This window comes from Stieleria neptunia (genome assembly GCF_007754155.1).
GTDB lineage: Bacteria > Planctomycetota > Planctomycetia > Pirellulales > Pirellulaceae > Stieleria > Stieleria neptunia.
Genome location: NZ_CP037423.1, coordinates 2,248,761 through 2,270,561 on the forward strand (window position 1 = coordinate 2,248,761; position 21,801 = coordinate 2,270,561).

16 protein-coding genes are annotated in these 21,801 nt (G+C 60.2%); 10 read left to right on the forward strand and 6 right to left on the reverse strand.

All coding sequences use genetic code 11. From position 1 onward, the window contains the following. Positions 1-48 precede the first annotated feature (48 nt). The 3 genes from Enr13x_RS07840 to proS all read left to right on the forward strand — a co-directional run bounded on the left by Enr13x_RS07840 (position 49) and on the right by proS (position 3,791). Positions 49-984 (forward strand): lactate/malate dehydrogenase family protein, encoded by a 936-nt coding sequence (locus tag Enr13x_RS07840; RefSeq protein ID WP_145385506.1) that lies wholly within the window; start codon positions 49-51, stop codon positions 982-984. 254 nt (positions 985-1,238) lie between these two features. After that, positions 1,239-2,234: an adenosine kinase gene (locus tag Enr13x_RS07845; protein WP_145385507.1), complete on the forward strand. Its 996-nt coding sequence runs from the start codon at positions 1,239-1,241 to the stop codon at positions 2,232-2,234. 45 nt (positions 2,235-2,279) lie between these two features. Beyond that, positions 2,280-3,791 carry a proline--tRNA ligase gene (proS, locus tag Enr13x_RS07850; protein ID WP_145385508.1) on the forward strand — a complete coding sequence of 504 codons (1,512 nt, stop codon included), beginning with the start codon at positions 2,280-2,282 and terminating at the stop codon, positions 3,789-3,791. Positions 3,792-3,993: 202 nt separating this feature from the next. Here proS and Enr13x_RS07855 read toward each other — a convergent pair whose 3' ends face one another. Beyond that, on the reverse strand, positions 3,994-5,490 hold the full coding sequence (locus Enr13x_RS07855) for a carboxypeptidase regulatory-like domain-containing protein (protein ID WP_197455865.1): 1,497 nt from the start codon (positions 5,488-5,490) through the stop codon (positions 3,994-3,996). A gap of 648 nt (positions 5,491-6,138) precedes the next feature. Here Enr13x_RS07855 and Enr13x_RS07860 point away from each other — a divergent pair. Beyond that, a complete protein-coding gene (locus tag Enr13x_RS07860; protein WP_145385510.1) occupies positions 6,139-7,101 on the forward strand; it encodes a DUF6655 family protein in 963 nt (320 codons plus the stop codon). A gap of 65 nt (positions 7,102-7,166) precedes the next feature. Here the strand turns inward: Enr13x_RS07860 and Enr13x_RS07865 are convergent, their stop codons facing one another. Beyond that, positions 7,167-8,219, reverse strand: coding sequence for a S26 family signal peptidase (locus Enr13x_RS07865; protein ID WP_145385511.1), 1,053 nt, complete (start codon positions 8,217-8,219; stop codon positions 7,167-7,169). Between the two features lie 223 nt (positions 8,220-8,442). On the opposite strand from Enr13x_RS07865, the gene Enr13x_RS07870 reads away from it, so the two are divergent. Then, complete coding sequence (locus tag Enr13x_RS07870) at positions 8,443-9,471, forward strand: beta-ketoacyl-ACP synthase III (protein WP_145392175.1); 1,029 nt, start codon at positions 8,443-8,445, stop codon at positions 9,469-9,471. Between the two features lie 34 nt (positions 9,472-9,505). On the opposite strand, the gene rnc is transcribed toward Enr13x_RS07870, so the two are convergent. After that, positions 9,506-10,459, reverse strand: a complete 954-nt coding sequence (gene rnc, locus Enr13x_RS07875) for a ribonuclease III (protein ID WP_390621064.1) — start codon at positions 10,457-10,459, stop codon at positions 9,506-9,508. 443 nt (positions 10,460-10,902) lie between these two features. Here rnc and Enr13x_RS07880 point away from each other — a divergent pair, with 443 nt between their 5' ends. Then, positions 10,903-13,008, forward strand: a complete 2,106-nt coding sequence (locus Enr13x_RS07880; RefSeq protein ID WP_197455866.1) for an RNA polymerase sigma factor — start codon at positions 10,903-10,905, stop codon at positions 13,006-13,008. Between the two features lie 24 nt (positions 13,009-13,032). Here Enr13x_RS07880 and Enr13x_RS07885 read toward each other — a convergent pair whose 3' ends face one another. Together Enr13x_RS07885 and Enr13x_RS07890 are read right to left on the reverse strand one after the other, a co-directional pair. Then, a complete protein-coding gene (locus Enr13x_RS07885; protein ID WP_145385513.1) occupies positions 13,033-13,944 on the reverse strand; it encodes a cysteine peptidase family C39 domain-containing protein in 912 nt (303 codons plus the stop codon). Between the two features lie 193 nt (positions 13,945-14,137). Next, the gene (locus tag Enr13x_RS07890; RefSeq protein WP_145385514.1) at positions 14,138-14,539 is read right to left on the reverse strand and encodes a hypothetical protein; all 402 of its coding nucleotides are present in this window, start codon (positions 14,537-14,539) and stop codon (positions 14,138-14,140) included. A gap of 500 nt (positions 14,540-15,039) precedes the next feature. Here Enr13x_RS07890 and Enr13x_RS07895 point away from each other — a divergent pair, with 500 nt between their 5' ends. The 4 genes from Enr13x_RS07895 to Enr13x_RS07910 all read left to right on the forward strand — a co-directional run bounded on the left by Enr13x_RS07895 (position 15,040) and on the right by Enr13x_RS07910 (position 20,985). Next, positions 15,040-16,674, forward strand: a complete 1,635-nt coding sequence (locus tag Enr13x_RS07895; RefSeq protein ID WP_145392177.1) for a DUF1549 domain-containing protein — start codon at positions 15,040-15,042, stop codon at positions 16,672-16,674. A gap of 82 nt (positions 16,675-16,756) precedes the next feature. Beyond that, a complete protein-coding gene (locus Enr13x_RS07900) occupies positions 16,757-18,031 on the forward strand; it encodes a DUF1501 domain-containing protein (protein ID WP_231744153.1) in 1,275 nt (424 codons plus the stop codon). Between the two features lie 66 nt (positions 18,032-18,097). Next, the gene (locus tag Enr13x_RS07905) at positions 18,098-18,703 is read left to right on the forward strand and encodes an RNA polymerase sigma factor (protein WP_231744154.1); all 606 of its coding nucleotides are present in this window, start codon (positions 18,098-18,100) and stop codon (positions 18,701-18,703) included. Continuing rightward, a complete protein-coding gene (locus tag Enr13x_RS07910) occupies positions 18,700-20,985 on the forward strand; it encodes a hypothetical protein (protein WP_145385515.1) in 2,286 nt (761 codons plus the stop codon). Before Enr13x_RS07905 ends, Enr13x_RS07910 begins: the two co-directional genes overlap by 4 nt. A gap of 174 nt (positions 20,986-21,159) precedes the next feature. On the opposite strand, the gene Enr13x_RS07915 is transcribed toward Enr13x_RS07910, so the two are convergent. Next, positions 21,160-21,753 carry a GNAT family N-acetyltransferase gene (locus Enr13x_RS07915; RefSeq protein WP_315857022.1) on the reverse strand — a complete coding sequence of 198 codons (594 nt, stop codon included), beginning with the start codon at positions 21,751-21,753 and terminating at the stop codon, positions 21,160-21,162. Positions 21,754-21,801 lie beyond the last annotated feature (48 nt).

Here is a 21,801-nt window from a genome sequence, read left to right on the forward strand (position 1 = left end):
CTCCGCCGCGACTCCACTCCCCAACATCCTCTCAATCAATCAAACATCATGAAAGTTTCAATCATCGGCGGCGGCGGATTAGTCGGTTCTTGTGCCGCGTATGCCTTGCAGTGCGGCGGTCTGGCCCGTGAAATCGCGCTGCTGGATGTGAACCAGGAATTGGCCGTCGGCCAAGCACTCGACTTGCAGCACGGCGGACCGAGTGTCGCCGACCAAACGATCGTCGGCGGCGGTTATGAACACATCCCCAGCAGCGATGTGATCTGCATCACCGCGGGACTGCGCCGCAAGCCGGACGAGTCGCGATTGGATTTGATCAATCGCAACACCGATTTGTTCGTCCAGATTCTCAACGACGTCAAAGCGGCGGGACCGAAGCCGACCGCGATCGTCTTGGTGGTCAGCAACCCGGTCGACATCTTGACCTACGTCGCCGCCCAGAAACTGGGGCTACCGGAAAACCAAGTCATCGGTTTGGGCACCCAGCTGGACACGATCCGATTCTGTGCGTTGATTGCCGAGCAGCTCAAATCGCCGCCGACGCAGACCCGCGCCTTGATCTTGGGCGAGCACGGTGAGTCGATGGTGCCGGTTTGGAGCAGTGCGACGATCGCGGGACTGCCGTTGGACAAGTACCCCGGTTGGTCGCCGACGCTGGCGACGCAACTGTTCACGCGGACCCGCGGCAGCGGCGCCGAAGTGATCAAACGCAAGGGCGGAGCCGGCTTTGCGGTCGGTATTGCGATTCGCGATGTGATCGACGCGGTGATTCTGGATCAACGCCGTGTGCTCCCGGTCAGCAGTGTCCAACGCGGCTGTTTCGGTGTTCGTGATGTCGCCCTGTCGGTCCCCACGGTCGTCGGCCGAACGGGCGTCGTCGATCGGATGGAAATCGATCTGTGGCCGAAAGAGGTCCAAGGCATGCGTGCCAGTGGCGCCGCCCTCCGCAAGACCCTCGATGTGGTCCTGAAACGCATCCGCTGAGCCACGCAGCTCCCACGGTCCCCCTCGTTCCAAGGCTCCGCCATCCCGCTCGTTCCAAGGCTCCGCCTTGGAACGCAATGTCCCTGTGGCTCTGCCACGCGCGGCTTGTGGTCGCCAGGCGGAGCCTCCGAAACCGCGTGTCCCCAGGCGGAGCCTGGGAACAAGTGGGGCACACGCTTCTTCCCGAAATCACGCCTCTGCACTACGCTATCGGTCCTCCCGATTTGACCGTATTTTCTCACAGAGGCCTCCTGATGGCTTTGTATGACGTTTTTGGTGTCGGTAACGCGCTGGTTGATATTCAGGCACGTGTGGACGACGCGCTGTTACGCGAGCTATCACTCGACAAGGGGATCATGACGCTTGTCGACGACGAACAACAATCCGGCGTGCTCAGCCGTCTCGATGGACGCCCGCTGAATCGCTGTGCCGGTGGTTCGGCCGCCAACACCATCGTCGCCTTGGCCGAATTCGGCGGAGCGGCGGGCTACATCGGCAAGGTCGGCAGCGACGCGATCGGCGATTTCTTTTTGAAAGACATGAGCGACCTGGGCGTGTCGATCCAAGTCACGCCGGCGGACCAGCCGACGGGCACCTGCGCGGTGCTGATCACCGATGATGCCCAGCGAACGATGCTGACCAACCTGGCCGCCTCGACCAGCCTGGGCCCGGACGACATCGACGAGCACAAGATCGCCAGCTCCAAGTACGTCTACGTCGAAGGCTATCTGCTGACCGGCGAAACCACCAAAGCGGCCGCCTACAAGGCGTTCGAACTGGCGAAAAAACATGATGTCAAAGTCGCCTTCACAGCCTCCGACCCGTTCCTGGTCAACTTGATCCGCGATGAGATCTGGGATCTGATCACCGGCCCGGTCGACTTGTTCTTCTGCAACGAAGAGGAAGCCAAGTCGCTGACCGGCGAGACCGACGCGTTGCGGTGTGCCGTCAAGATTCACGAACACTGCGAAAACGTGGCGCTGACGTTGGGCGGCAAAGGGTCGATCGTGATGCACGGCGGCGAAGAGTTCCCGATCGAAGGCGTGAAAGTCGATGCGGTCGACACCACCGGTGCCGGTGACATGTACGCCGGTGCGATGCTGTACGGGATCACCAGCGGCTTGGATTGGCGAACGGCGGGACACCTGGCGTCACACGCCGCCGCTCGAGTCGTTTCGCAACTGGGCGCCCGGTTGGATCGCAAATTCACCAAGGAAGAAATCGAGGACCTCAGTCGATTGACCGATTAACTGAGTGAAGGAATTTTTCTCGTTCCCTGACAATTCTGATCTGATATGGCCAAAGCCCCCAAGACCGCGATCTCTCCCACCCGCGCCGACGATTACCCGGAGTGGTACCAGCAAGTCATCAAGGCAGCCGACCTGGCGGAAAATTCGCCGGTCCGCGGTTGCATGGTGATCAAACCCTGGGGCTACCAGCTCTGGGAAAACATGCAGCGCGCCTTGGACGACATGTTCAAAGCGACCGGGCACCAGAACGCCTACTTTCCGCTGTTCATTCCGATGAGCTTCTTGGAAAAGGAAGCCGAGCACGTCGAAGGGTTTGCCAAAGAGTGCGCCGTCGTCACCCACCATCGTTTGGAACCCGATCCCGAAGGCGGGTTGCGACCGGCCGGCCAGTTGGAAGAACCGTTGATCGTCCGGCCGACCAGTGAAACGATCATCGGCGCGACGTACGCTAAATGGGTCCAAAGCTATCGCGACCTGCCGATTCTGATCAACCAATGGGCCAACGTCGTCCGTTGGGAAATGCGAACACGTATGTTCCTGCGGACCGCCGAGTTTCTCTGGCAAGAAGGACACACGGTCCATGCCACCGACACCGAAGCGATCGAAGAAACCGAGCGGATGATCAACGTCTACGCCGACTTTGCACGCAACTGGATGGCGATGCCGGTCACGATCGGCGCCAAAACCGCGGGCGAGCGATTTCCCGGTGCCGTCGAAACGCTTTCGATCGAAGCGATGATGCAAGACCGCAAAGCGCTGCAAGCCGGCACCAGCCACTTCCTGGGCCAAAACTTTTCCAAAGCGCAAGAGATTGTGTTCCAAAGCGAATCGGGATCACGCGAGTACGCTTGGACGACGTCGTGGGGTGTTTCGACACGATTGGTCGGCGCCCTGATCATGACGCACAGCGACGACGACGGATTTGTGTTGCCGCCAAAACTGGCGCCGATCCACGTTGTGATTCTGCCGATCTACAAAGACGACTCGCGTAGCGCCGTGATGGAATACATCCACGCCTTGCGCGATGCATTGCGAGCCCAATCCTACGACGGGGTGCCGGTGCGCGTCGAAATCGACGACCGCGACATGCGCGGTGGCGAAAAGAAATGGCATCACGTCAAACGGGGCGTCCCGATCCGCTTGGAAGTCGGACCCAAAGACATGGAAAAGAACTCGGTCTTCATGGGACGACGCGACCAGCCCAAGAGCGTCGGCATGGACCGTAACGAATTGGTCGCGACCATCGGAACACTGCTCGGCGAGATTCAACAATCGCTCTACGATCGCGCCGATCAGTTGCGAATCGAAAACACGGTCACGATCACCAACGAAGCCGATTTCCGTGATTTCTTCACGCCCAAAAATGCGGGCAACCCGGAGATCCATGGCGGATTTGCGATGTGTCATTTCGCCGACGAAGCGAGTATCGACGCGTTGTTGAAAGAGTTAAAGGTGACGATCCGTTGTGTGCCGAGCGAAAACAACGACACACCGGGCACGTGCTTCGCGACCGGCAAGCCCGCGGAGAAACAGGCGATCTTTGCCAAGGCGTATTAGGGCCCGGGCAGCGTTTCGTTTTAGGGTGCCGCGGAAACGGGTCAGGCTGTAACTTGCGGAACGATGAAACGATTACTGGGCCCGCGGATGGCAGCGCGAACCCACGGATTTTTTGCACTCTGTCATCCGTGGGTTCGCGCTGCCATCCGTGGGTATTCTTTTCGGTGGTTAGCGTGTGAAATCGCTGGCACGACGCCGCGTCTCACTTCGCCGTCAGCTTGACGTGGTGCTGGTCCTTGCCCTTGATGTGGACCGTTGCCGGATCCGTCCGATCGGCGCTGCGGCCGGGATTCGGTTTGCCGCTGACGACGTAGTCGCCCGGTGGGACGTTTTTGAACGTGTAGCTGCCGTCAGCACCGATGTTGGCCGAACCACCCCAACTGCCCACCGGTGCCCCCTTGGCCGAATCGATCCCGGCCTCATCGATTTCCACGATGTACTTCGATGTCACCGGTTGGCCGTCGGCGGTCGCGACGGACACCTTGACCGTTCCAGTCGGCTGCAACGTCAGAACGATCGGTGACTCGGCGGTATCGTGTTGGTTCAACACCGAGTTGTAGTAGTAGCCTTGGGTTCGGCTGCTGAGCTTGAGTTTGCCGTGGGGCACGTCGGTGACCACAAACTCGCCAGACGCGTCCGATGTGTATTGATGTTCCCCGGCGACGCGATAGAAATTCCCCGAGCGATCGAGGCAGACTGCGACTCGGATCTCGACACCTTCGAGTGGTTGGCCTTGGTCATCGATCACACGCACGGGAACCTCGGCGGCTTTGGCGAGCGTCACGTCCAGCCTTTTGAAGGTGGACTTTGTGAAGCGATGGTAGTATTTGTCTTTCGATGCAAATCCGCGGGCGGCGACCACGACTCGATGGGTGCCGGCAGGGATTTGGGACGCCAGAAATGCCCCTTCGGCGTCGCTCGATGCCGTGACTTGATCCGCATCCTTGCCGATCGTGATCGTCGCTCCGGCGATCGCGGCCCCGTCGGAATCATGGATGTGGCCCTTGAGCGCGGCACCTTGATCGGTCGAGAGTCCATTGGATTCCAAGCGTTCATCGACCACCGTCAGCGTCGGCGGAATGGTCAGCGACTTCCACTCGATCCGATCGCTCACGTGAACGACCAGTTCGGTCTTGGGGCCGTCTCCTTCTTCCCCCGGTGGCAACAGGCCCGCTTTGGCGTCTCGCAGTTGCTGCCAGTTGGACGGCCGCCAAACCACGAATTGCCAGTCGATCGTATGCTGCTTCGTTTTGTCGGTGATGTTCAGCCAGAAACTCGTTTGAACGCCGCTGCGAACGATCAACTGCTTGCGAGGCGATTTGACCTGGGCAAACAGGTCGATGGCCGATTGCAGATCGCTTGTCGTGCCGGAGTACTCGAAGTGATACTGACCACCGCCGAAGGGCGGCCCTTCCCACCAAGCGATTCGGGTTTTTAAATTTGCCAGCGGCAGCGAGCCGTCCGGTAGCCCCGTGGGCTTGACGGGCTCGTCTTTGCCGCCGGTGATCAACGCCGACGCGGGCGCCGCCATTGCGACAAGCAAACCGAATGCGATCAGAAAAATTCGAAGCATGGTCATCTCCATCGATTGTCCGCCGATGCCGGTCGCCGGGGGCTGCCGCGACAGGGCGATCCGCAGCTTGAAACAGGGTGCGCCACCCGGTGAGGGTTGGCAAACGACACCTCGCCCCCCGTTCATTGGACGTTCCCATGCTGGTTTTCTTAGGCCAGTTGTTGCGTAATTCAAAGATTCACCGCGCGGGGACATGGCACCAGCTCCAAATTGCAAGCATCACCGCACGGGGACATGGCACGAGCTCCAAATTGCAAGCATCACCGCACGGGGACATGGCACGAGCTCCAAATTGCAAGCATCACCGCACGGGGACATGGCACAAGCTCCAAATTGCAAGCATCGCAAGCGTTGAAACCTCGGAATTGACTGCAAATCAATTCCCTGCGACTTCAATGGTGCCCTGTCCCCGCCACCCTTGATGGTGCCCTGTCCCCGCCACCCTTGGGGACAGACCCTCGGCACGGGGACATGACCCTCGGCACGGGGACATGGCACAAACTCCAAATTGCAAGCATTGCAAGCGTTGTAACCTCGGAATTGACTGCAAATCAATTCCCTGCGACGTCAATGGTGCCCTGTCCCCGGTGGGCGAGGTGCCCTGTCCCCGGTGGGCGAGGTGCCCTGTCCCCGGTGGGCGAGGTGTGTCCCCGGTGGGCGGTGAGGCCGGAACCGGACTTGCCAGGGCCCGGTGAGACTCGTTAACAGTGACTGTTCACGCCGGAGTGCCGGTTGCCGCTCGATCTCCCACCGCTTCGCCTGCCTTTGCTCCAGATGTTTCACGCTGTCGGATTTCAATGCCTGCTAGCAAAGCGGGGCCTGCTGGTCTCAAGCTTGATGGTTCTGGCCCTGTCCGGTTGCGGCACGACGCGTCAGTACGAGGCGACCGAGCAACTGGTCGTCAGTGATGCCGTCGATCGCGGCATCCAGCACATGGATTTTCGCCCCCTCTCGGGCCGCAAGGTCTACCTGGATTCGAGCTACCTGAGACAGGTCAAGAGTGTCGGGTTCGTCAACGCGGAATACGTGATCAGTGCCTTGCGTCAGCAAATCCTGGCCGCGGGCTGTCTGTTGCAGGACTCGGCCAACGAGTCCGACGTGATCATCGAAGCGAGAATCGGTGCGTTGGGGGCCGATGAGCATCAGGTGACGTACGGGATTCCGGAAAACAACTCGCTCAACAGCGCAGCCAACGTCATCCCGGGCGCCCCGACGATCCCGACGCTGCCCGAGATCTCCGTGGCCCGACGCGAGGCCCGCGAAGCCGCGGCCAAGATCGCCGCCTTTGCCTACGACCGTGAAACTCGCAAACCGATTTGGCAATCCGGCGTTCGCCATTCAACCGCGACGGCAAAAAACACTTGGGTGATGGGGATCGGGCCGTTTCAGGGAGGATCCATCCGAGAAAAGACCAAGCTGGTGGGGAGTGGCATTGCGTTCGGCCGACGCAGTCGAAACGCGTCGGTTTCCGAACACTTTGAGCGCCCCTCGGTGGATTACACCGCCGAAACACGGTTCAACCAGGGATGGCCCGAATTCGGCGACGTCGGTGACGGCCATGCGATGATCGCGTCCAGTGAAGACTCCCAAGATGCAGCGATCCCGACGCCACCGGGACTGGAATCGTCGGAGAAGCCCGATGACAAACCGGAAAAGCCCAGCGACAAGCCCAGCGACAAGCCGACGAAGGTGGCCAAGGCGCCCGATGACGCCAAGCCGAAGAAGCGACCGCGATGAGATTTCGACGGATCGATTTCAACGGCGGAGATCCAGATTCCAAGTTTGAGATTTGAAACTTGAACTCAGCCGCCCGGGTTCACGACGCAGCCTTCGATGGCGGCGCGTGGCAACGGGCCGAGGGCTCGGCTGTCGACGGAAACCGGAACGTTGTCTCCGACGACGAAGACTTCATCATTATCCAAGGTGATCGGATACTTCACGTTGCCACTGGGCCGATCGTCGCGATATTCGATTTCGCGATAAACGTGCAGCGTGTACCGCGACGCCTGTCGCCGGCCCAACTCGACGGCGATCGGGTGGGCCGCATCAAGCATTCCCCGCCGCTCGCTTTGTCCTGCGGTCCCGGGCGCGAGATCGGCAGCAAGGTCTTCCACGGCAACGGCCGCGGCATCGCGAAAGCGAGCCCAACCGGTGGTGGTTGTGGTTGAAACCATGGCGTGCTGGGCATCGAAAAAGAAGACGCGGAGAGGGGCAAGGGGGGCGGCGTCTTTGTCGCGTGCTCGAATCTCAACGACCAAGCGATCGACGGGATTGAGCACCCGTCGCACGGTCTCGTTGCTCGGGTAGTCGTCCATCACCGCTGTGATTCGGCCGGCTTGGTGGGGGTTGTGATGGCTGTAGACGAGACGGCTGGGAACCGCAGCGTCACGGCTCCAGTGGTGCGGTTGCGAGCTGACCGGCACCAGCGCCGGAGACAGAAACTCGTCGGTGTCGCGCTCGGCGAGCCGATCTTCCAACCGCTTCCCGCCGACGGTCAGCCTGCCCCCGACGCGATCCACGACGTCACCCCCGACGGCGGCGACCCGCTTGACGTGACGCTTGCCGCCCCAGCGGATCGCCACGACATCGCCGATTTGCAGGGTGCGGCATTTGGCGATTTGGCAAACCTCGCCGTCGACCAACGTGGGTGCCATCGAGTCGCCGACGATCCGAAACGGCGTTGTGATCAGGACGTTGCCGTCGGGGGGCGTGCCGGTGGGGGCGTCACCGGACGCCGTGCGGTGGGCGGATTGTTCGCCCCAATCATACGCAACGGAGAACAGGGCGACGACGATCGGCATCGTGACGACCAGGATCGCGACGACCGGCAGACTTCGACTGACGAGTGGTTTCATCGTGAAAGAGTATCACCTGACGAGAAAAACGAGCCCCCGTTATACTCCGACGCGACCGCTCTACGTCGAACGAGCGTGATTTCTAGGATGCCTGTCGCGTGATGAAGACCCAGTGATGCCCGACCCGACCACAATTGACCGAACCGAACGATCGCCACACGCCAGTGGTTTGACCAGCGGCGATGAAACGGAGATCCGCCAACAGCCCGAGACGCGTGGCCGAATGGGATCGCTGCCGGGCGTTCGCATTTTGGGCTGCGGGTCTTACGTCCCCGACAACGTGATCACCAACGAAGACCTTGCGGCGCTGGGCTGCGATAGCGAGTGGATCGTTCGTCGCACGGGGATTCTGGAGCGACGTCACGCGACTGCGGATCAGGCGACGAGTGACCTGTGCTACGAGGCGGCGGTTCGCTGCCTGGCCGACGCGTCGGTCTCGGTCGATGAAATCGACTTGATCCTGGTCGCGACGATCACCCCGGATCACTTCACGCCTTCCACGGCGTGTCACCTGCAAAAGCGACTCGGTGCCTTTGCCGCCGCGATGGATCTGAGCGCCGCCTGTGCGGGGTTCGTCTACGCGTTGGCGACCGGCGCCCAGTTCGTGGCCGCCGGCAACGCGAAACGGGTATTGGTCGTCGGTGCCGATTTAATGAGCCGAACGATCGATCCCAATGATAAAAAAACCTATCCGTTGTTCGGTGACGGCGCCGGCGCGGTCTTGATCGGGCCGGACGATTCTCGCTGCCCTGATGACGGCGGTGTCGACCAAGCCGATGCGGACGGCCCGTCGGGAATCTTGTCGTATCAGCTCGGTAGCGAAGGTTGCGGTGGTGAAATGCTCTGCATTCCCGCCGGCGGAACCCGTCTGCCGCTGACCGAAGCAGCGCGGCGCGAGGGGCTGCAATACATGAAGATGGATGGGCGGAACGTGTTCAAGTGGGCCGTCCGCGTTTTTGACGACAGTGCAAAAGACGTGCTCGCGGCCGCCCAGGTCAACGCCGAGGAACTGGCGTTGGTGATCATGCACCAGGCCAACCAGCGGATCATCGACTCGGCCGTCTCCGACCTGGGCGTTCCTAAGGACAAGGTGTTCGTGAATCTGGATCGCTACGGAAACACCTCCGGGGCCAGCATCCCGCTGGCGATGGACGAAGCGATTCGCGCGGGCCGAATCAAGCGTGGCGACTACGTGCTGCTGTGCGGATTCGGCAGCGGACTGGCTTGGGGCACCGCGCTGCTGCGGTTCTAGTGCTTCGTCAACTTTTAAACTTGGGGTGCCTGACTCACTTGCCCGACTGATTGGGATCTTCCGGCAGCGGATACGGCAGCGGGTCATCATTCATTTCCGCCAGCGCGTTGGCCGCCGCTTTTTGTTCGGCTTCCTTTTTGTTGGTGCCCCATGCGGCGGTGTATTCTTCGCCGTTGATCACGGCGCTGATCAAGAATGATTTCCGGTGGTCGGGGCCCATCTCGCGTTTGAGTCGATACAGGGGTGTGCAAGCGATATCGCGCTGGGCTCGTTGCTGGAGCGTGGATTTGTAATTCGTCGCCCCCTGGCTGGTGACCGCCATTTCAACCTCGCCCCGCAACCAGGTCTTCAGTCGGGCGCGGACGATGTCATGACCGCCATCGAGATACAGCGCGGCGACGATCGATTCAAACACATCGCTGACCAACGACCGCGGGTAGCTGCGATTCCGGGTCACGCCCCGGCCCACGATCAAGCACTCGTCCAGTCCGATTTGACAGGCCACTTTACCGCAGGTGCGGCGACTGACGACGGCCGATTTGATTTTCGTCAAATCGCCTTCGTTGTACTCGGGGTATTCCTCGTACAACCACGAGCAGATGACGAAGCCGAGGATGCTATCGCCGAGGAATTCCAATCGCTCGTTGCTCGCCAAGCGATGGGATGCGCCCGAGGCGTGCGTCAACGCGAAACGCAATAACTCTTGGTCCTTGAACTGATAATCGATCAGTTGTTGGCAACGCAGTAGTTTCTCGGAGTGATCCAAGTCCCCCGATTCATCGCGTGGCGAAGCGACGAGCCGAACATCGTCGCCCGTCCCGGGTGGGTCGAAATCGACCACCAATTCCGATCGCTCTTGTTCGAGATCGTCTGGATCGTTTTGGAACGCGTCGTTGTCGTGATCGTCGGAATGATGGTCGTGATCGCTGATGGAACCGGATTGGATCAGTTCGGCATCATTCGATTCAGAATCAAGCGGTAAAGACAAGGTACTTGCGTGCGAAAGAGTCGTGCGTCGGTAAGGCACGTGCCCAACCGGATCACTCGCACAACGCGCCGGGACAGAGAGACACTCCGTGGCGCGGACGCAGAGAGAAGCAGCAGTGACACGTGAGGCAAATCAAGGCGCAACGTCTGATGCAGCCTTGCATGCCATCCATGTCACACGCCGGCGAACGGGTCCAGCCGTTCCAACTGGAACGAAACCAGACCGACCCGCCCGCCGGTGTGCGACGCGATGGTTGTACCTTAACAACTGCGGACCTGCATGGGTAGTCCGATCGGTCTGAAAAGGGGGCGTCGACGTGACGCGATTCGGCCCGGAATCCGGTCGCACGAACGTTCACCAAAGAAAAAACGGGCAATTCATTCGGCGTTGAAGATTTTCTGCGCGCTCCCGGCGCGTTCGGTCGCACTAACATGCAGAACGCCATGAATCGAACAAACCAAACTGACGAATTGACGACAGATCGAAACTCAGCGGTCGCGCTGGAGCAGTTCTGCGATGCCGAATTACTGGACGCCTGGTCCCGTGATCAACTCGCAGCAGCGTTAACCGTGCTTGTCACTCGACACGCGAGAATGGTTTTGACGGTCTGTCGCCGAAAATGCCGCAGCGCCGCCGATGCCGACGATGCGTTCCAAACCACTTTCTTGGTGTTGGCCAAAAACAGTGCGAAAATCACACGCCCGGATTGCCTGGCGGGGTGGCTGCATCGCGTCGCCCATCGAGCTTCGGTCGCCACCCTTGCTGGCAAACATCGAAGCCCCGAACCCATGATCGAACAAGTCCTCATCGACGATCCGCTGGACCGCATCACGCAGCAACACGATGCGATCGTGTTGGATGAGGAACTGGCGGGGCTGCCCGAACATTATCGTGCCGCTCTGGTCATGCAGGTCTACGAAGACTGCCCGCTGGAACGCATGGCGGAGCATTTTCAGACCTCGCTCGGATCGATTCGTGGTCGACTGCAGCGAGGCAAAAAATTGCTCGCCGATCGATTGCGACGACGAGGCGTTGTGCCGTTGCTAGCGTTTGCCGCCGCCGGATCGATCACGGTGACTGCTGATGAAGTTTCGGCCGCCGGAACAACGTTTCTCTCCACGGTGGCCGATGGACCGCTGCCCTCTCCACCGATTCAGGAAAACCTTCTTCATCCTCTCGTCGCTTCAGGAAAACGAATCATGACTCCTTGGAATGTTGCCGGCGGTCTGACCGCGATCGGAACGATTGCCACCCTGTTGTTGGTGTCGGCCGTTGGTGCCGATGGTGGCCCGCAATCGAGCCCCTCAACCCCCTCAAACACTCCGATCACGCTCCGTGCCGAGCCCGATGCGATCGCCGGACAGTTCGCCGCACCGGCCGAAACGCGACCTCAAGACCAAGCCGGCCAAACGCCCGCCACGGGTGCGATGGGCTTCGAGGGCCCCGATGGAACGGGCGTGGAATTCACACCGAGCACCGCGGAGACAGTCGGTTCGGCGAACCCATCGCCCGACACACAAACGCCCGAAACACAAACCGTCTTGCGACGACGTTTCCGACCCGCCTCCCCGTCAGGAAAATTGGCGGATTCACTCGCTGAAATGATGGACGAACAAGTCGAACTCCAAATCACCGGAGCCTTGGATTCTCTTGTGGATCAACTGCAGGACCAAATTCAGCAACCGGTGATCCTCAGCCCACGCGTGACGGAATACGCGCAGCTCGAACCCGGCTCACCCGTGAAGTACCGCTCTCGCCCGGAACCGCTGCGAACCGCACTCCGCAAACTGTTGCAGCCACTGGGACTCAAAGCGACCATCGAAAGCGAAGGCTTGGTGATCACGGCCGACCACAGCGAACTCGTGCATCGTGGGATCGGCACCGATCAGTGGCTCAGTGTGAACGATGCGATGATGCGTCAGGCCGAAGAAAAATTGGCCAAAACGAACAGCGTCGCGTTTGTTGAAACCCCGCTGGCCGAAGCGGTTTCGCAATTGAGCCAAACGTTGGATCTGCCGATCGTGATCGACAAACGCTCGCTCGAAGACATCGGCATCGATGCCGATGTGCCCGTCGACGCGGACGTCTATCCCCTCTCCGGCTACGACCTGATCTCCTTGATCCTGCGCCAGCACGACCTGGTTCTGACGGCCAAAGACAACCTGCTCACGGTCGTCGCCGATGACATTGACAGCAGGTATTTGCTCGGTCGCGTTTATTGGCTCGAAGGGATCGGAATAGGCGGCGACTTTGACAGCCTGATGGACTTGATGGAAACGACAATCAATCCCGACACATGGGAGGCGATGGGTGGTGCGTCGACCATGTCGCCTGCACCCGGCAATCGCCCGGGCTTGGTTGTCAGCACGACGTACCAAACGCATCGACAAATCGAACAACTGCTTCAAACGCTTCGAGAGAATTCGTTCGGACTCGATGCCGTCGCCGAAGAGGTTGAAGTGGCGATCCCGGTCTATCAAACCGGATTTGGCGGGGCGGTCGGAGGTGGCGGCGGAGGCTTTGGGGTGCAGGGCGGTGGTTTCATGTAGGCCGAACCGATCCACCGCGACGACTCATTCACGCGTCGCAAGATAAATTGCGTCGCCGGTGAACACGCGACGGAAATGGTCGTCATCCCACAGACGCCACCCGACCGCCGGGTCGGCAACTTTCCAGCGCCCATCGTTCGTGCGGCTGTGCACCACCACCGCGTGACCTTCCCCGTCCGTCCCCAGCAGACGACGCACCGGCCCGCTGGTCCGATCGTCACTAAACCGCACCACCGCGACGTTGGGCAATTGCCCCCTGGCCATCCACAGCCCCGGATCCTGTTCGGCGACTTCGACCTGTTGTGAACTGCCCGCCACCGCGATCCGCAATCCGCGAATCAATCCCAGTGACGATGTCCCTTGGTTGCTGGTCAAACAGGCGTCGGCCATCAATCGTTCGGCCGACGCCAGCGGCGCCGTCGCCCATTGCCCGTCGGCATAGGTCAACCGCGCCGACGTCAGCATGGCGGTTTGATGCAGCAATGTCGCGGCGGCAGCCGGTCCGCAACTGGCTTCATGGCTCTGCAAACACACACCGTTTTTCCAAGTCGCCGCCCGGTCTACTTCGATCGGAAACAATTGGGGGCGGAGCACCGGCAAGACCAGAAACCCGATCGCAAGCAGCGACATCAATCCGGCGACGCCGTGTCGCCATGCCGCTCGCAATGCAGAAACTTCCGATGCCAGGCCGGCGCTAAACGCCAGAAACACCGGCACCCAATTCGCCCAGCAAAGCGCCGCGGGCGTGGGGAACGCGTGCGCCCAGGACAATCGGTTGGCCAGACCGAATGCAAACACCAGTGAAAAAATCAAGCATTCGGCCAGCAGCAAAGGCTTGTTTTGGTAGACCGATAGCGACAGTCGCCGTCCCGCCACGAAGGCGAGCGTGGCGACCGTGGCGATAAAACCGATCGCGATCCAAAGGTCCATTCCCATTGCCCAATTCTCGGGGGGGGTGTCTCTCGGACAAATCCTAGCAAACCGGACGCCATCCAGGCGATTGCAAAATGATGACACACGGCTCCGTATGAAGATACCATGAAGTTCGCGTGTTGGAAAAGTTTAGAATCCTGGGAAGGGGCAGCGTGGGGCAGCGGTTTTCAAGACAAACGGGCGGCAATCCGGGTTTTCATGATTGCCAAAACGGAGTTGTTATGGTCTGTCGGTCGCGTTGCAAATAGATGATTTCGACCGATTTCCCGATCCGGTAACCCAAGTCAGACGCATAGACCACGGCCGGACCGGGGCTGGGAAACCAAGTCGCCCAATTCGGTAAACACCATTGACCGGTTGCCAGTTGCAGGCAGCGCGGCGTCGCATCGAAGCTCTCTGCGTCAGCGGCGTCCGGCTTCTTGGCGATCAACCAGCCCGCCTCCAGCCCGACCACGGCGATGGGTTTAGCACCCGCCCGCTTGCTCGCGCAGCCAGGATTCGCGCCGCGGGGGCCAGTGCTGCGGGGGCCTGTCGCCCCCGCACCAGGGTCAAAGTGTGGGCAAAGGGCGTGCTCGAGTCCGCGATAAACTTCCGGCATTTCAAACTCCCTGAAATGGCGATTGGCTGAAACGGCGAATCTGGTGGCTGATCCGAGCAACATCGCAACTCCGCTGACACCTTTGGTCAAACCACTGATTCACGCCGCGATTGACCCGCGGGGGGCCGGTATGCCGCGTCGCAGAGTGAGACAGCTAACGCAAATGGTTTTCCAGGCGGGGAGTCATGCTGCGGAATCAGGGGGGACAGGGTCGTCAAAGGGTGTCGCTTGCCGCAAAAACGCTGAATTCCTGGAAGATTCGGTGTCGAACCGGGTACCATTGGTGGACAGGGGTGTGCCATAGCGTCCGATTTTCCCAATGTGTGACAAAACTGATACTTGATCAGGTACCGAAGATTCGACAGTCCGTTCATGTGATAGGGCGAATCACACACACCGCATCGACCCGTAACCGGGGCACTCCATCCTTTTTGCTCGAGCATTTCAGGTTTCAGTTCATGGCAGCAAAATCAATCTTCCTGTCGCGTCTGTCGCGTTCTATGGGTGGCCTGGTGGTTGTGGCGGTCGCGTTTGCTTCGGTGGCGCGAGCGCAGAGCGTCGTGCCTCCCCAGATCGCGATGATCAATGATGCGATCGAGCAGGGGTGGGCCGATTATGAAATCACTCCGGCCAAGGAAGCGGACGATGCGGTTTGGTGTCGACGCGTCTTTTTGGACATCATTGGCCGCATTCCCAGTCTGGAAGAGCAACAGGAATTTGCATCCGAGCGTGGCGGCGACCGCCGCGCGAAGCTTGTCGATCGTTTGTTGCATGACGATCGTTACACCGAAGAATATGCGAACCATTGGGCCACGGTCTGGAGCAATTTGTTGATCGGCCGCGGCGGGGGCATGGGCCGGCGTGATCTGACCAACCGCGACGGTCTGATGAAATACCTGCGAGACTCGTTCGCGGAGGATAAGTCATACGACCGGCTGGTCTATGAATTGGTGACTGCCGAAGGAGCCACCAAGCCCGGCGCACCCGGATTCAACGGCGCCGTCAATTTTCTGGTCGGCAAAGTCAACGAAGAGAAAGCGGTGCTGGCGGCGAGCAGTGTGTCGCGCATCTTCCTGGGCCAACAAGTTCAATGCACGCAATGTCACAATCACCCTTTTAATGATTGGAAGCAGCAGAAGTTTTGGGAGTTCAATTCGTTCTTCCGACAGACACGTGCGTTGCGACGGTTCGTCGACGGGACGCGTGACGTGGAGTACGCCGAATTGGTCAGCGAGGACTATGCCGGCGAAGCAGGGGACCCCAATGACGCGTTGGTCTTTTACGAAATGCGGAACGGTCTGACGCGCGTCGCGTATCCGGTCTTCACCGACGGCACGGAAATTTCCAAGAGCGGTTTTGTCGATGACGTCAATCGCCGCCAAGAACTGGGGCGGCTGATGATGGACAGCCAGTCGCTGGACCGCATGGCGATCAATCGTTACTGGTCGATGTTTCTGGGGTATGGGTTCACCAAGCCCATCGATGACATGGGGCCCCACAACAATCCGACGCACCCGCAATTGTTGGACGACTTGTCCCAGGCGTTTCGCGGTTCCAGCTACAACCTCAAAGACCTGATCACGTGGATCACGCTCAGCCGACCATATTCGCTGGCGTCGGTGTTGGGCAGCAACAACCAGATCGATGACCCGTCGATCGGTGAGACGCCAAAATTCTCTCGCTTTTATCTCCGCCAAATGAGCGCGGAACAACTGTATCAGTCCCTGGTTTCCGCCTCCGGCGGGAACGCCACGGGGACCTACGAGCAGCAGGAGAAAAAGCGTCGCGAATGGCTCCGCCAGTTCGTGGTGACCTTTGGAACCGACGAAGGCGACGAAGCGACGACCTTTGATGGGTCGATCCCCCAGGCGTTGATGTTGTTCAACGGCGAATTGACACAGAATGCGACCAGCACCAAACCGGGCAGCTTTTTGGATCGGCTTTCTCAGTCGGGCAAATCGACCCGCGACCGATTAAATCTACTGTACAAGGCGGGTTTGTCGCGACAGCCGACCAAGCGGGAAGTCGCGCTGGCCGGCGAACTCTACCGCGCCCGCGGCGGCAAGGAGATTGAAATGTTGCAGGACGTTTGGTGGGCGATTCTGAACAGCAATGAATTCATCATGCAGCATTGAGGTTGGGTTCAATCCCGGTTCTCAAGCGTTACCAATTTGACAACACTTCCTTCGAAACCGAATTCTTCGATAGGCAATCGCAATGATTTCACCATGGAAAACTCCTAGCGGGATGAGCCGCCGCCACTTCATGAACCACCTGGCGGGTTCCAGTGCCGCTGCCTCGGCGGCGCTGACCATGGGTGGTGCGATAGCGGCCAATGCCGAGGAGATGCGTCGCAATCGGAAATCGGCGATCATGCTTTGGATGGGGGGTGGCCCGCCGACGATCGACATGTGGGATCTGAAACCGGGCGCGCCCACTGGTGGGCCGTTTCAGCCGATCTCGACAACCGGTGACATGCAGATTTGTGAGCATCTGCCGATGGTCGCCAAGCAGATGCACAATCTGTCGATCGTCCGCAGCATGTCGACCCGCGAAGCCGACCACAATCGTGGCCGCTACTACATGCACACCGGCTTTGTCCCGAATCCGAACATCGAACACCCCAGCTATGGCGCGGTCGTCGCTCACGAGTTGATGTCGCAGCGTCCCGAGCTTGAAATTCCTCCCTTTGTCACCATCGGCGGTGCCAGCGCGGGGCCGGGGTTCTTGGGGATGGCGTGGTCTCCCTTTGCCGTCACCAGCAGCGGACGGATTCGCAATTTGGACATGAAGTTAGACGGCCTGCGATTGCGTCAACGGATGGCCGCGCTGCAGGAAATCGAAAGCGGTTTCGCCAACCGGACGCGTGACCTGCCCGCCGGAGAGCACGGCAAGGTGCTCAAGAAGACCTTTGACTTGATGACCAGCAGTCAAATGGAAGCTTTCCGTGTCGAGAAAGAAGACGAAAAGACGAAAGAACGCTACGGGACCAACGGATTCGGCCAGGGGTGTCTGTTGGCCCGACGTCTGGTCGAAGGCGGTGTCCCGTTTATCGAAGTCGACCTGGGCGGCTGGGATTTGCACAACAACGTTCACCAAACCCTGGCGGACACGAAATTGCCACAACTGGACAAGGCGATGAGCGCCCTGGTGGAGGACCTGGAACAACGCGGATTGTTGCAGGACACCGCGATCATTTGGATGGGAGAATTTGGACGAACACCGCGGATCAACCAGAACGCCGGACGAGACCACTGGGCACGGTCCTGGTCCTGCGTCGTCGGCGGTGCGGGCATCCAGGGCGGATTGGCCGTCGGTGAAACCAGCAGCGACGGCACGGCCGTTGTGTCCGAACCGTTCAGCAGCGAAGACCTGATGGCGACCGTCTGCAAGGGACTTGGCATCGGGCTCGATACCACGTTCATGAGCAAGAATCGCCGCCCGATGAAAATTGCCAATGGTGGAAAACTGATAAGTGAATTGGTGGCTTGATGATTGGTGGATGAAGGCAGTCTAGGCGGACAGACGCCAAGCTCGACCGGGCCGAGTTCCGTCTCGATGACCCAGTCAAACGATGTTCCCGACGATTCGATGCCCGAGGGCAGCGTTCACGAGGAAGCTGCGTTTGATGGACAGTCCGAGGAAACGGAAACACTCGACGCGGCCACGCTGATCCAACGTCACCAACGTGGTGTCTGGCGGTACCTGCGAATGCTCGGATGCGACGACGCCACCGCCGATGATTTGACGCAAGAAACCTTCCTGCGTGTGCTGCGACGGCCCGATTTTGTCCAGCACAACGACAGCGCGACGGCAGGCTACCTACGCCGAACCGCCTACAACCTGCTCGTCTCCCGGCACCGCAAACTGGGACGCGTTCAGACCACCGGTGAACCCGAGTTGCTCGACGAAACGTGGGACCGGTGGGCCGGAAAGGACCTCACCGGCGACGCCGCCGTCGAGGCCCTCCAACAGTGTTTTGAAAAACTAACCGAACGGGCTCAAATCGCCTTGCGAATGAGGTTCGATTCCAGCGCCAGCCGAATCGAAATCGGTGAAGCCCTGGGCATCACCGATCACGGAGCCCGAAACTTGATGCAGCGAGCCAAACAACAGCTGCGAAACTGTGTCGAAGAGAAATTGCAGCTTCAAAACGAACCATGACCCAATCCGCAAGCCAACTGCCGCACGACGCACGCAGCGATGCCGATCCATTGATCGACGCGTTGTTGGCTGAATTTGTCTCCAGCGATGCGAGCAAACGCAAGCAACCGCCCGACTTGTCGGCCAGCATTCTCGCGCAGTTGGCTGCCCCAGGTTACGGACAACCACGCGACGCCGACGACGATGCGGACCCGGTCATCGATACCCTGCTGGCGGAGTTTTTGCCGGCCGATGCCAAGCAACGTTTGGGCCCGCCCGATCTGTCCGCGACCATCCTGCAGCGTCTCGCCGATTCGGCCGACAGCAAACGCAACGAGTTTGCCGAAGATGCCGATCCCGTCGTCGATACGCTGCTGACCGAATTTGTCCCGGTCAACCCGGTCAAACGCAAGTCGCCGCCCAACCTGGTCGCGCCGATCCTCGCCCAATCCCCCGTCACCCCAACCTCTGTCGCGGCCGAGCCAAGCAGCCCTTCGACGCCGCCGATCAAGGCCTCCGGTGGCGGTCTGTCGATGGGGCGATTGGTGTCGATCCTGATTGCCGTCGCCGCTTGCATCCTGGCCGTTGTTTACCTCAGCGGACCGGACGAGTTCCAGAATGATCCGGCCGATCAGAGTCTGATCGTCGCCGAAAAGGTTCCGGACCAGCCGTCTTCGTCGGAGCGTTCGGAATCGCCGTCGTCGCAAAGTCCACAGGTCGCGAGTTCGGAGACCGTGGACATTGCGGATGGTCTGCCCGACGGCGGCTCGGATCTCCCACGTGGAATCCCACTCGACTCACCACGCATTGCATCGAGCGAGGACCAGGCGACCGACGGCCAGCCCGACCCGGTCCCATCCGCCCCGTCCGCGGGTCAGTCACCGGCGGTCACCTTGGTCGCGGCTGAAACCGCGGCGACGGTCCGCGACTACTGGCAGACGCTTGGGATCACGCCGACTCCGGATGCCGCGCCGGCTGAAGTCGTCGCCCGCTTGAACCGCCGCCTGGGGATCACGCTTTCCGATCAAGCGTTGCGCGATCCGCAACAACTCCGCGATCTGCTGGCCCAGTCCGCCAACGCGGAACAGATTTCCAAACGCTGGCTCGCGTTGACGACCGGCAGCGGCATCGCGGTCATGGATCGCCCCGAGAATGCCGGGCTGGTCAGCGAGCTATCCAAAAGTGTCTCCGGTCAGGCCAAGCTGGACGTGACGCTGGTCTCCTTGATCGACGGATCCAATCAGCAATCCGGGCAATGGTATCAGGCGATCGGGCGTCGTGGCAGCGAAGGGATCGCCACGCATCTGGCCGGCATTTCCATCAACGCCGACATGCGTTGCGTTCGATGCCACGATTCGCACATCGGTCGCTCCGGTACCCAAGACGATTACTGGTCGTTCGTGGCCTTGGTTCGCAACGTCGTTCGTCGACAGGACAACCGTTGGGTCGTGGCCGCGCAACCGGCGACGCCCAAGCCGACGTTTTATGAACTGCTCGATGGGCGTCAACGCATGGCGATGCCCAAGGTCAGCAAGTACCTGCTGCAGTCGACCGACCAAATGCAAGACTTCCAAGCCTGGACCAAGACGCTCGTCGGCAGCGACGTGCTGGCCGGCAGCATGGTCGACTCGCTTTGGCAATTGGTTCACGGCCGCACCCTGAAACCGTCTCCCGTGGACGCCTTTGCCCCTCCGGTCGATGGAAACCTCGATCGCTTGCACCGTCAACTCGCCGACGACTTGAAGGCCAATGGGTTTGATGTCGCCAGAACGCTGGCGCTGATCATCGCGTCTCCGATGGCCCGGCGCAGCGTGCCCGAAGTTCTGCAAGGTGATGCGATGCTGACGTCGTCCGAACAGGAGCGAAAGGAAGCACTGGAATTAGTCCAGGCCTTCGCCGCGGCGGTTCAGACTCCGGCCTCGTCTTTGAACCAGCGAGTGGAAGTTGCCATGCGCCGCGTCGGGGGGCGATTCACTCCGGATGATCAAGGCGCCATTCTGGCTCAGCCGATCGACGGTCGTCCGCGCTCGCCCAAATCGCTTGCCGAGCTCGATGCGGGAAATTCGGCGACGAGTTTCTTGCAACAATTGAGCGTCGACTTTCCCGGTGACGAAGCCCCGTTGCCGGTTTCGTGGCTGCGTTCGATCGACGATTTCGACCTGCAAGTCCAGCACCTGGTCTACCTGTCCGGTCGCAATCGTGTCACGGCAGAAATCACCGCCGCGGCAAACCGGTTGAAAGAAGAATCCAAGAGCCGAGAATCGGCGCTCAGTCGTATCTGGTGGATCCTGAGAAACGAATAGTCTGCGGCCACGGATCCCTCCGCAGCGACACAACCGCGGGCAGTCATCGTCCACACGTTGCATTGCACCAAGCAGAACAGAAGTGTCGGATTTCTTAAAGTGGGACAGGCTTCCAGCCTGTCATTCCAGTATCGACAGGCTGGAAGCCTATCCCACTTTTCTTCCGCTCGTTGCTTACGCGCTCGCCCCGGCGACTTCCGCCGCCTTGTAGACGACACTGGATCGCTTGAATCCCAGGCGTTCGTACAAACGCACCGCGCCGGTGTTCTCCGTCGTGACTTCCAGGTGCATCCGCTCCAAGCCGACGGCGCGAAAACCCGTTGCAGCCTTGGACAGCAGAATCGATCCCAAGCCTTTGCCTCGATGCGCCGGATCGATGCCGACATTCTGGATCGAGCCCCAGCCTTCGGTGGAAAGCCCCTGGATGGTTCCGACGGCATAGGACTGGACCGCGCCGGTTTTCGGATCGGTTTCGAGTGCACGGATCAACCAGGTCGCGTCGGGGACGAAATCCCCGCGGCTGGTGATCTCACGCATCAGACGCAAACAGCCGTCGCGTCGAGACAAGCACGGGAAAACGTTCGCGTCCAATTCCTCCTTGAAACTATTGAACTTGGCGATCGCGTGTTCCCGCAGCAGCCCCGGCAGGTAGGGCAAGATCTCGTAACCTTCGGGCAGACGCGGATCCTCCCCACGCCAATCGCGAAGGTCAAATTCCATCCGGTATCGTTTGAAATACGTCATGCCCATGATGCTTGATTCTACCATGCGTTTACCGATCCGGCCGCATGTGCGTAAACTTTGGGCAACCCCTGC

What these genes read in the sequence shown, in the direction of transcription:
- proS (WP_145385508.1), top strand. Translation starts at nt 2,280, where the DNA reads ATGGCCAAAGCCCCCAAGACCGCGATCTCTCCCACCCGCGCCGACGAT.
- Enr13x_RS07895 (WP_145392177.1), top strand. Translation starts at nt 15,040, where the DNA reads ATGGGTGGCCTGGTGGTTGTGGCGGTCGCGTTTGCTTCGGTGGCGCGA.
- Enr13x_RS07865 (WP_145385511.1), bottom strand. Translation starts at nt 8,219, where the DNA reads ATGAAACCACTCGTCAGTCGAAGTCTGCCGGTCGTCGCGATCCTGGTC.
- Enr13x_RS07860 (WP_145385510.1), top strand. Translation starts at nt 6,139, where the DNA reads ATGTTTCACGCTGTCGGATTTCAATGCCTGCTAGCAAAGCGGGGCCTG.
- Enr13x_RS07840 (WP_145385506.1), top strand. Translation starts at nt 49, where the DNA reads ATGAAAGTTTCAATCATCGGCGGCGGCGGATTAGTCGGTTCTTGTGCC.
- Enr13x_RS07900 (WP_231744153.1), top strand. Translation starts at nt 16,757, where the DNA reads ATGATTTCACCATGGAAAACTCCTAGCGGGATGAGCCGCCGCCACTTC.
- Enr13x_RS07845 (WP_145385507.1), top strand. Translation starts at nt 1,239, where the DNA reads ATGGCTTTGTATGACGTTTTTGGTGTCGGTAACGCGCTGGTTGATATT.
- Enr13x_RS07855 (WP_197455865.1), bottom strand. Translation starts at nt 5,490, where the DNA reads ATGAACGGGGGGCGAGGTGTCGTTTGCCAACCCTCACCGGGTGGCGCA.
- Enr13x_RS07910 (WP_145385515.1), top strand. Translation starts at nt 18,700, where the DNA reads ATGACCCAATCCGCAAGCCAACTGCCGCACGACGCACGCAGCGATGCC.
- Enr13x_RS07905 (WP_231744154.1), top strand. Translation starts at nt 18,098, where the DNA reads ATGACCCAGTCAAACGATGTTCCCGACGATTCGATGCCCGAGGGCAGC.
- Enr13x_RS07890 (WP_145385514.1), bottom strand. Translation starts at nt 14,539, where the DNA reads ATGCCGGAAGTTTATCGCGGACTCGAGCACGCCCTTTGCCCACACTTT.
- Enr13x_RS07885 (WP_145385513.1), bottom strand. Translation starts at nt 13,944, where the DNA reads ATGGGAATGGACCTTTGGATCGCGATCGGTTTTATCGCCACGGTCGCC.
- Enr13x_RS07870 (WP_145392175.1), top strand. Translation starts at nt 8,443, where the DNA reads ATGGGATCGCTGCCGGGCGTTCGCATTTTGGGCTGCGGGTCTTACGTC.
- Enr13x_RS07880 (WP_197455866.1), top strand. Translation starts at nt 10,903, where the DNA reads ATGAATCGAACAAACCAAACTGACGAATTGACGACAGATCGAAACTCA.
- Enr13x_RS07915 (WP_315857022.1), bottom strand. Translation starts at nt 21,753, where the DNA reads ATGGTAGAATCAAGCATCATGGGCATGACGTATTTCAAACGATACCGG.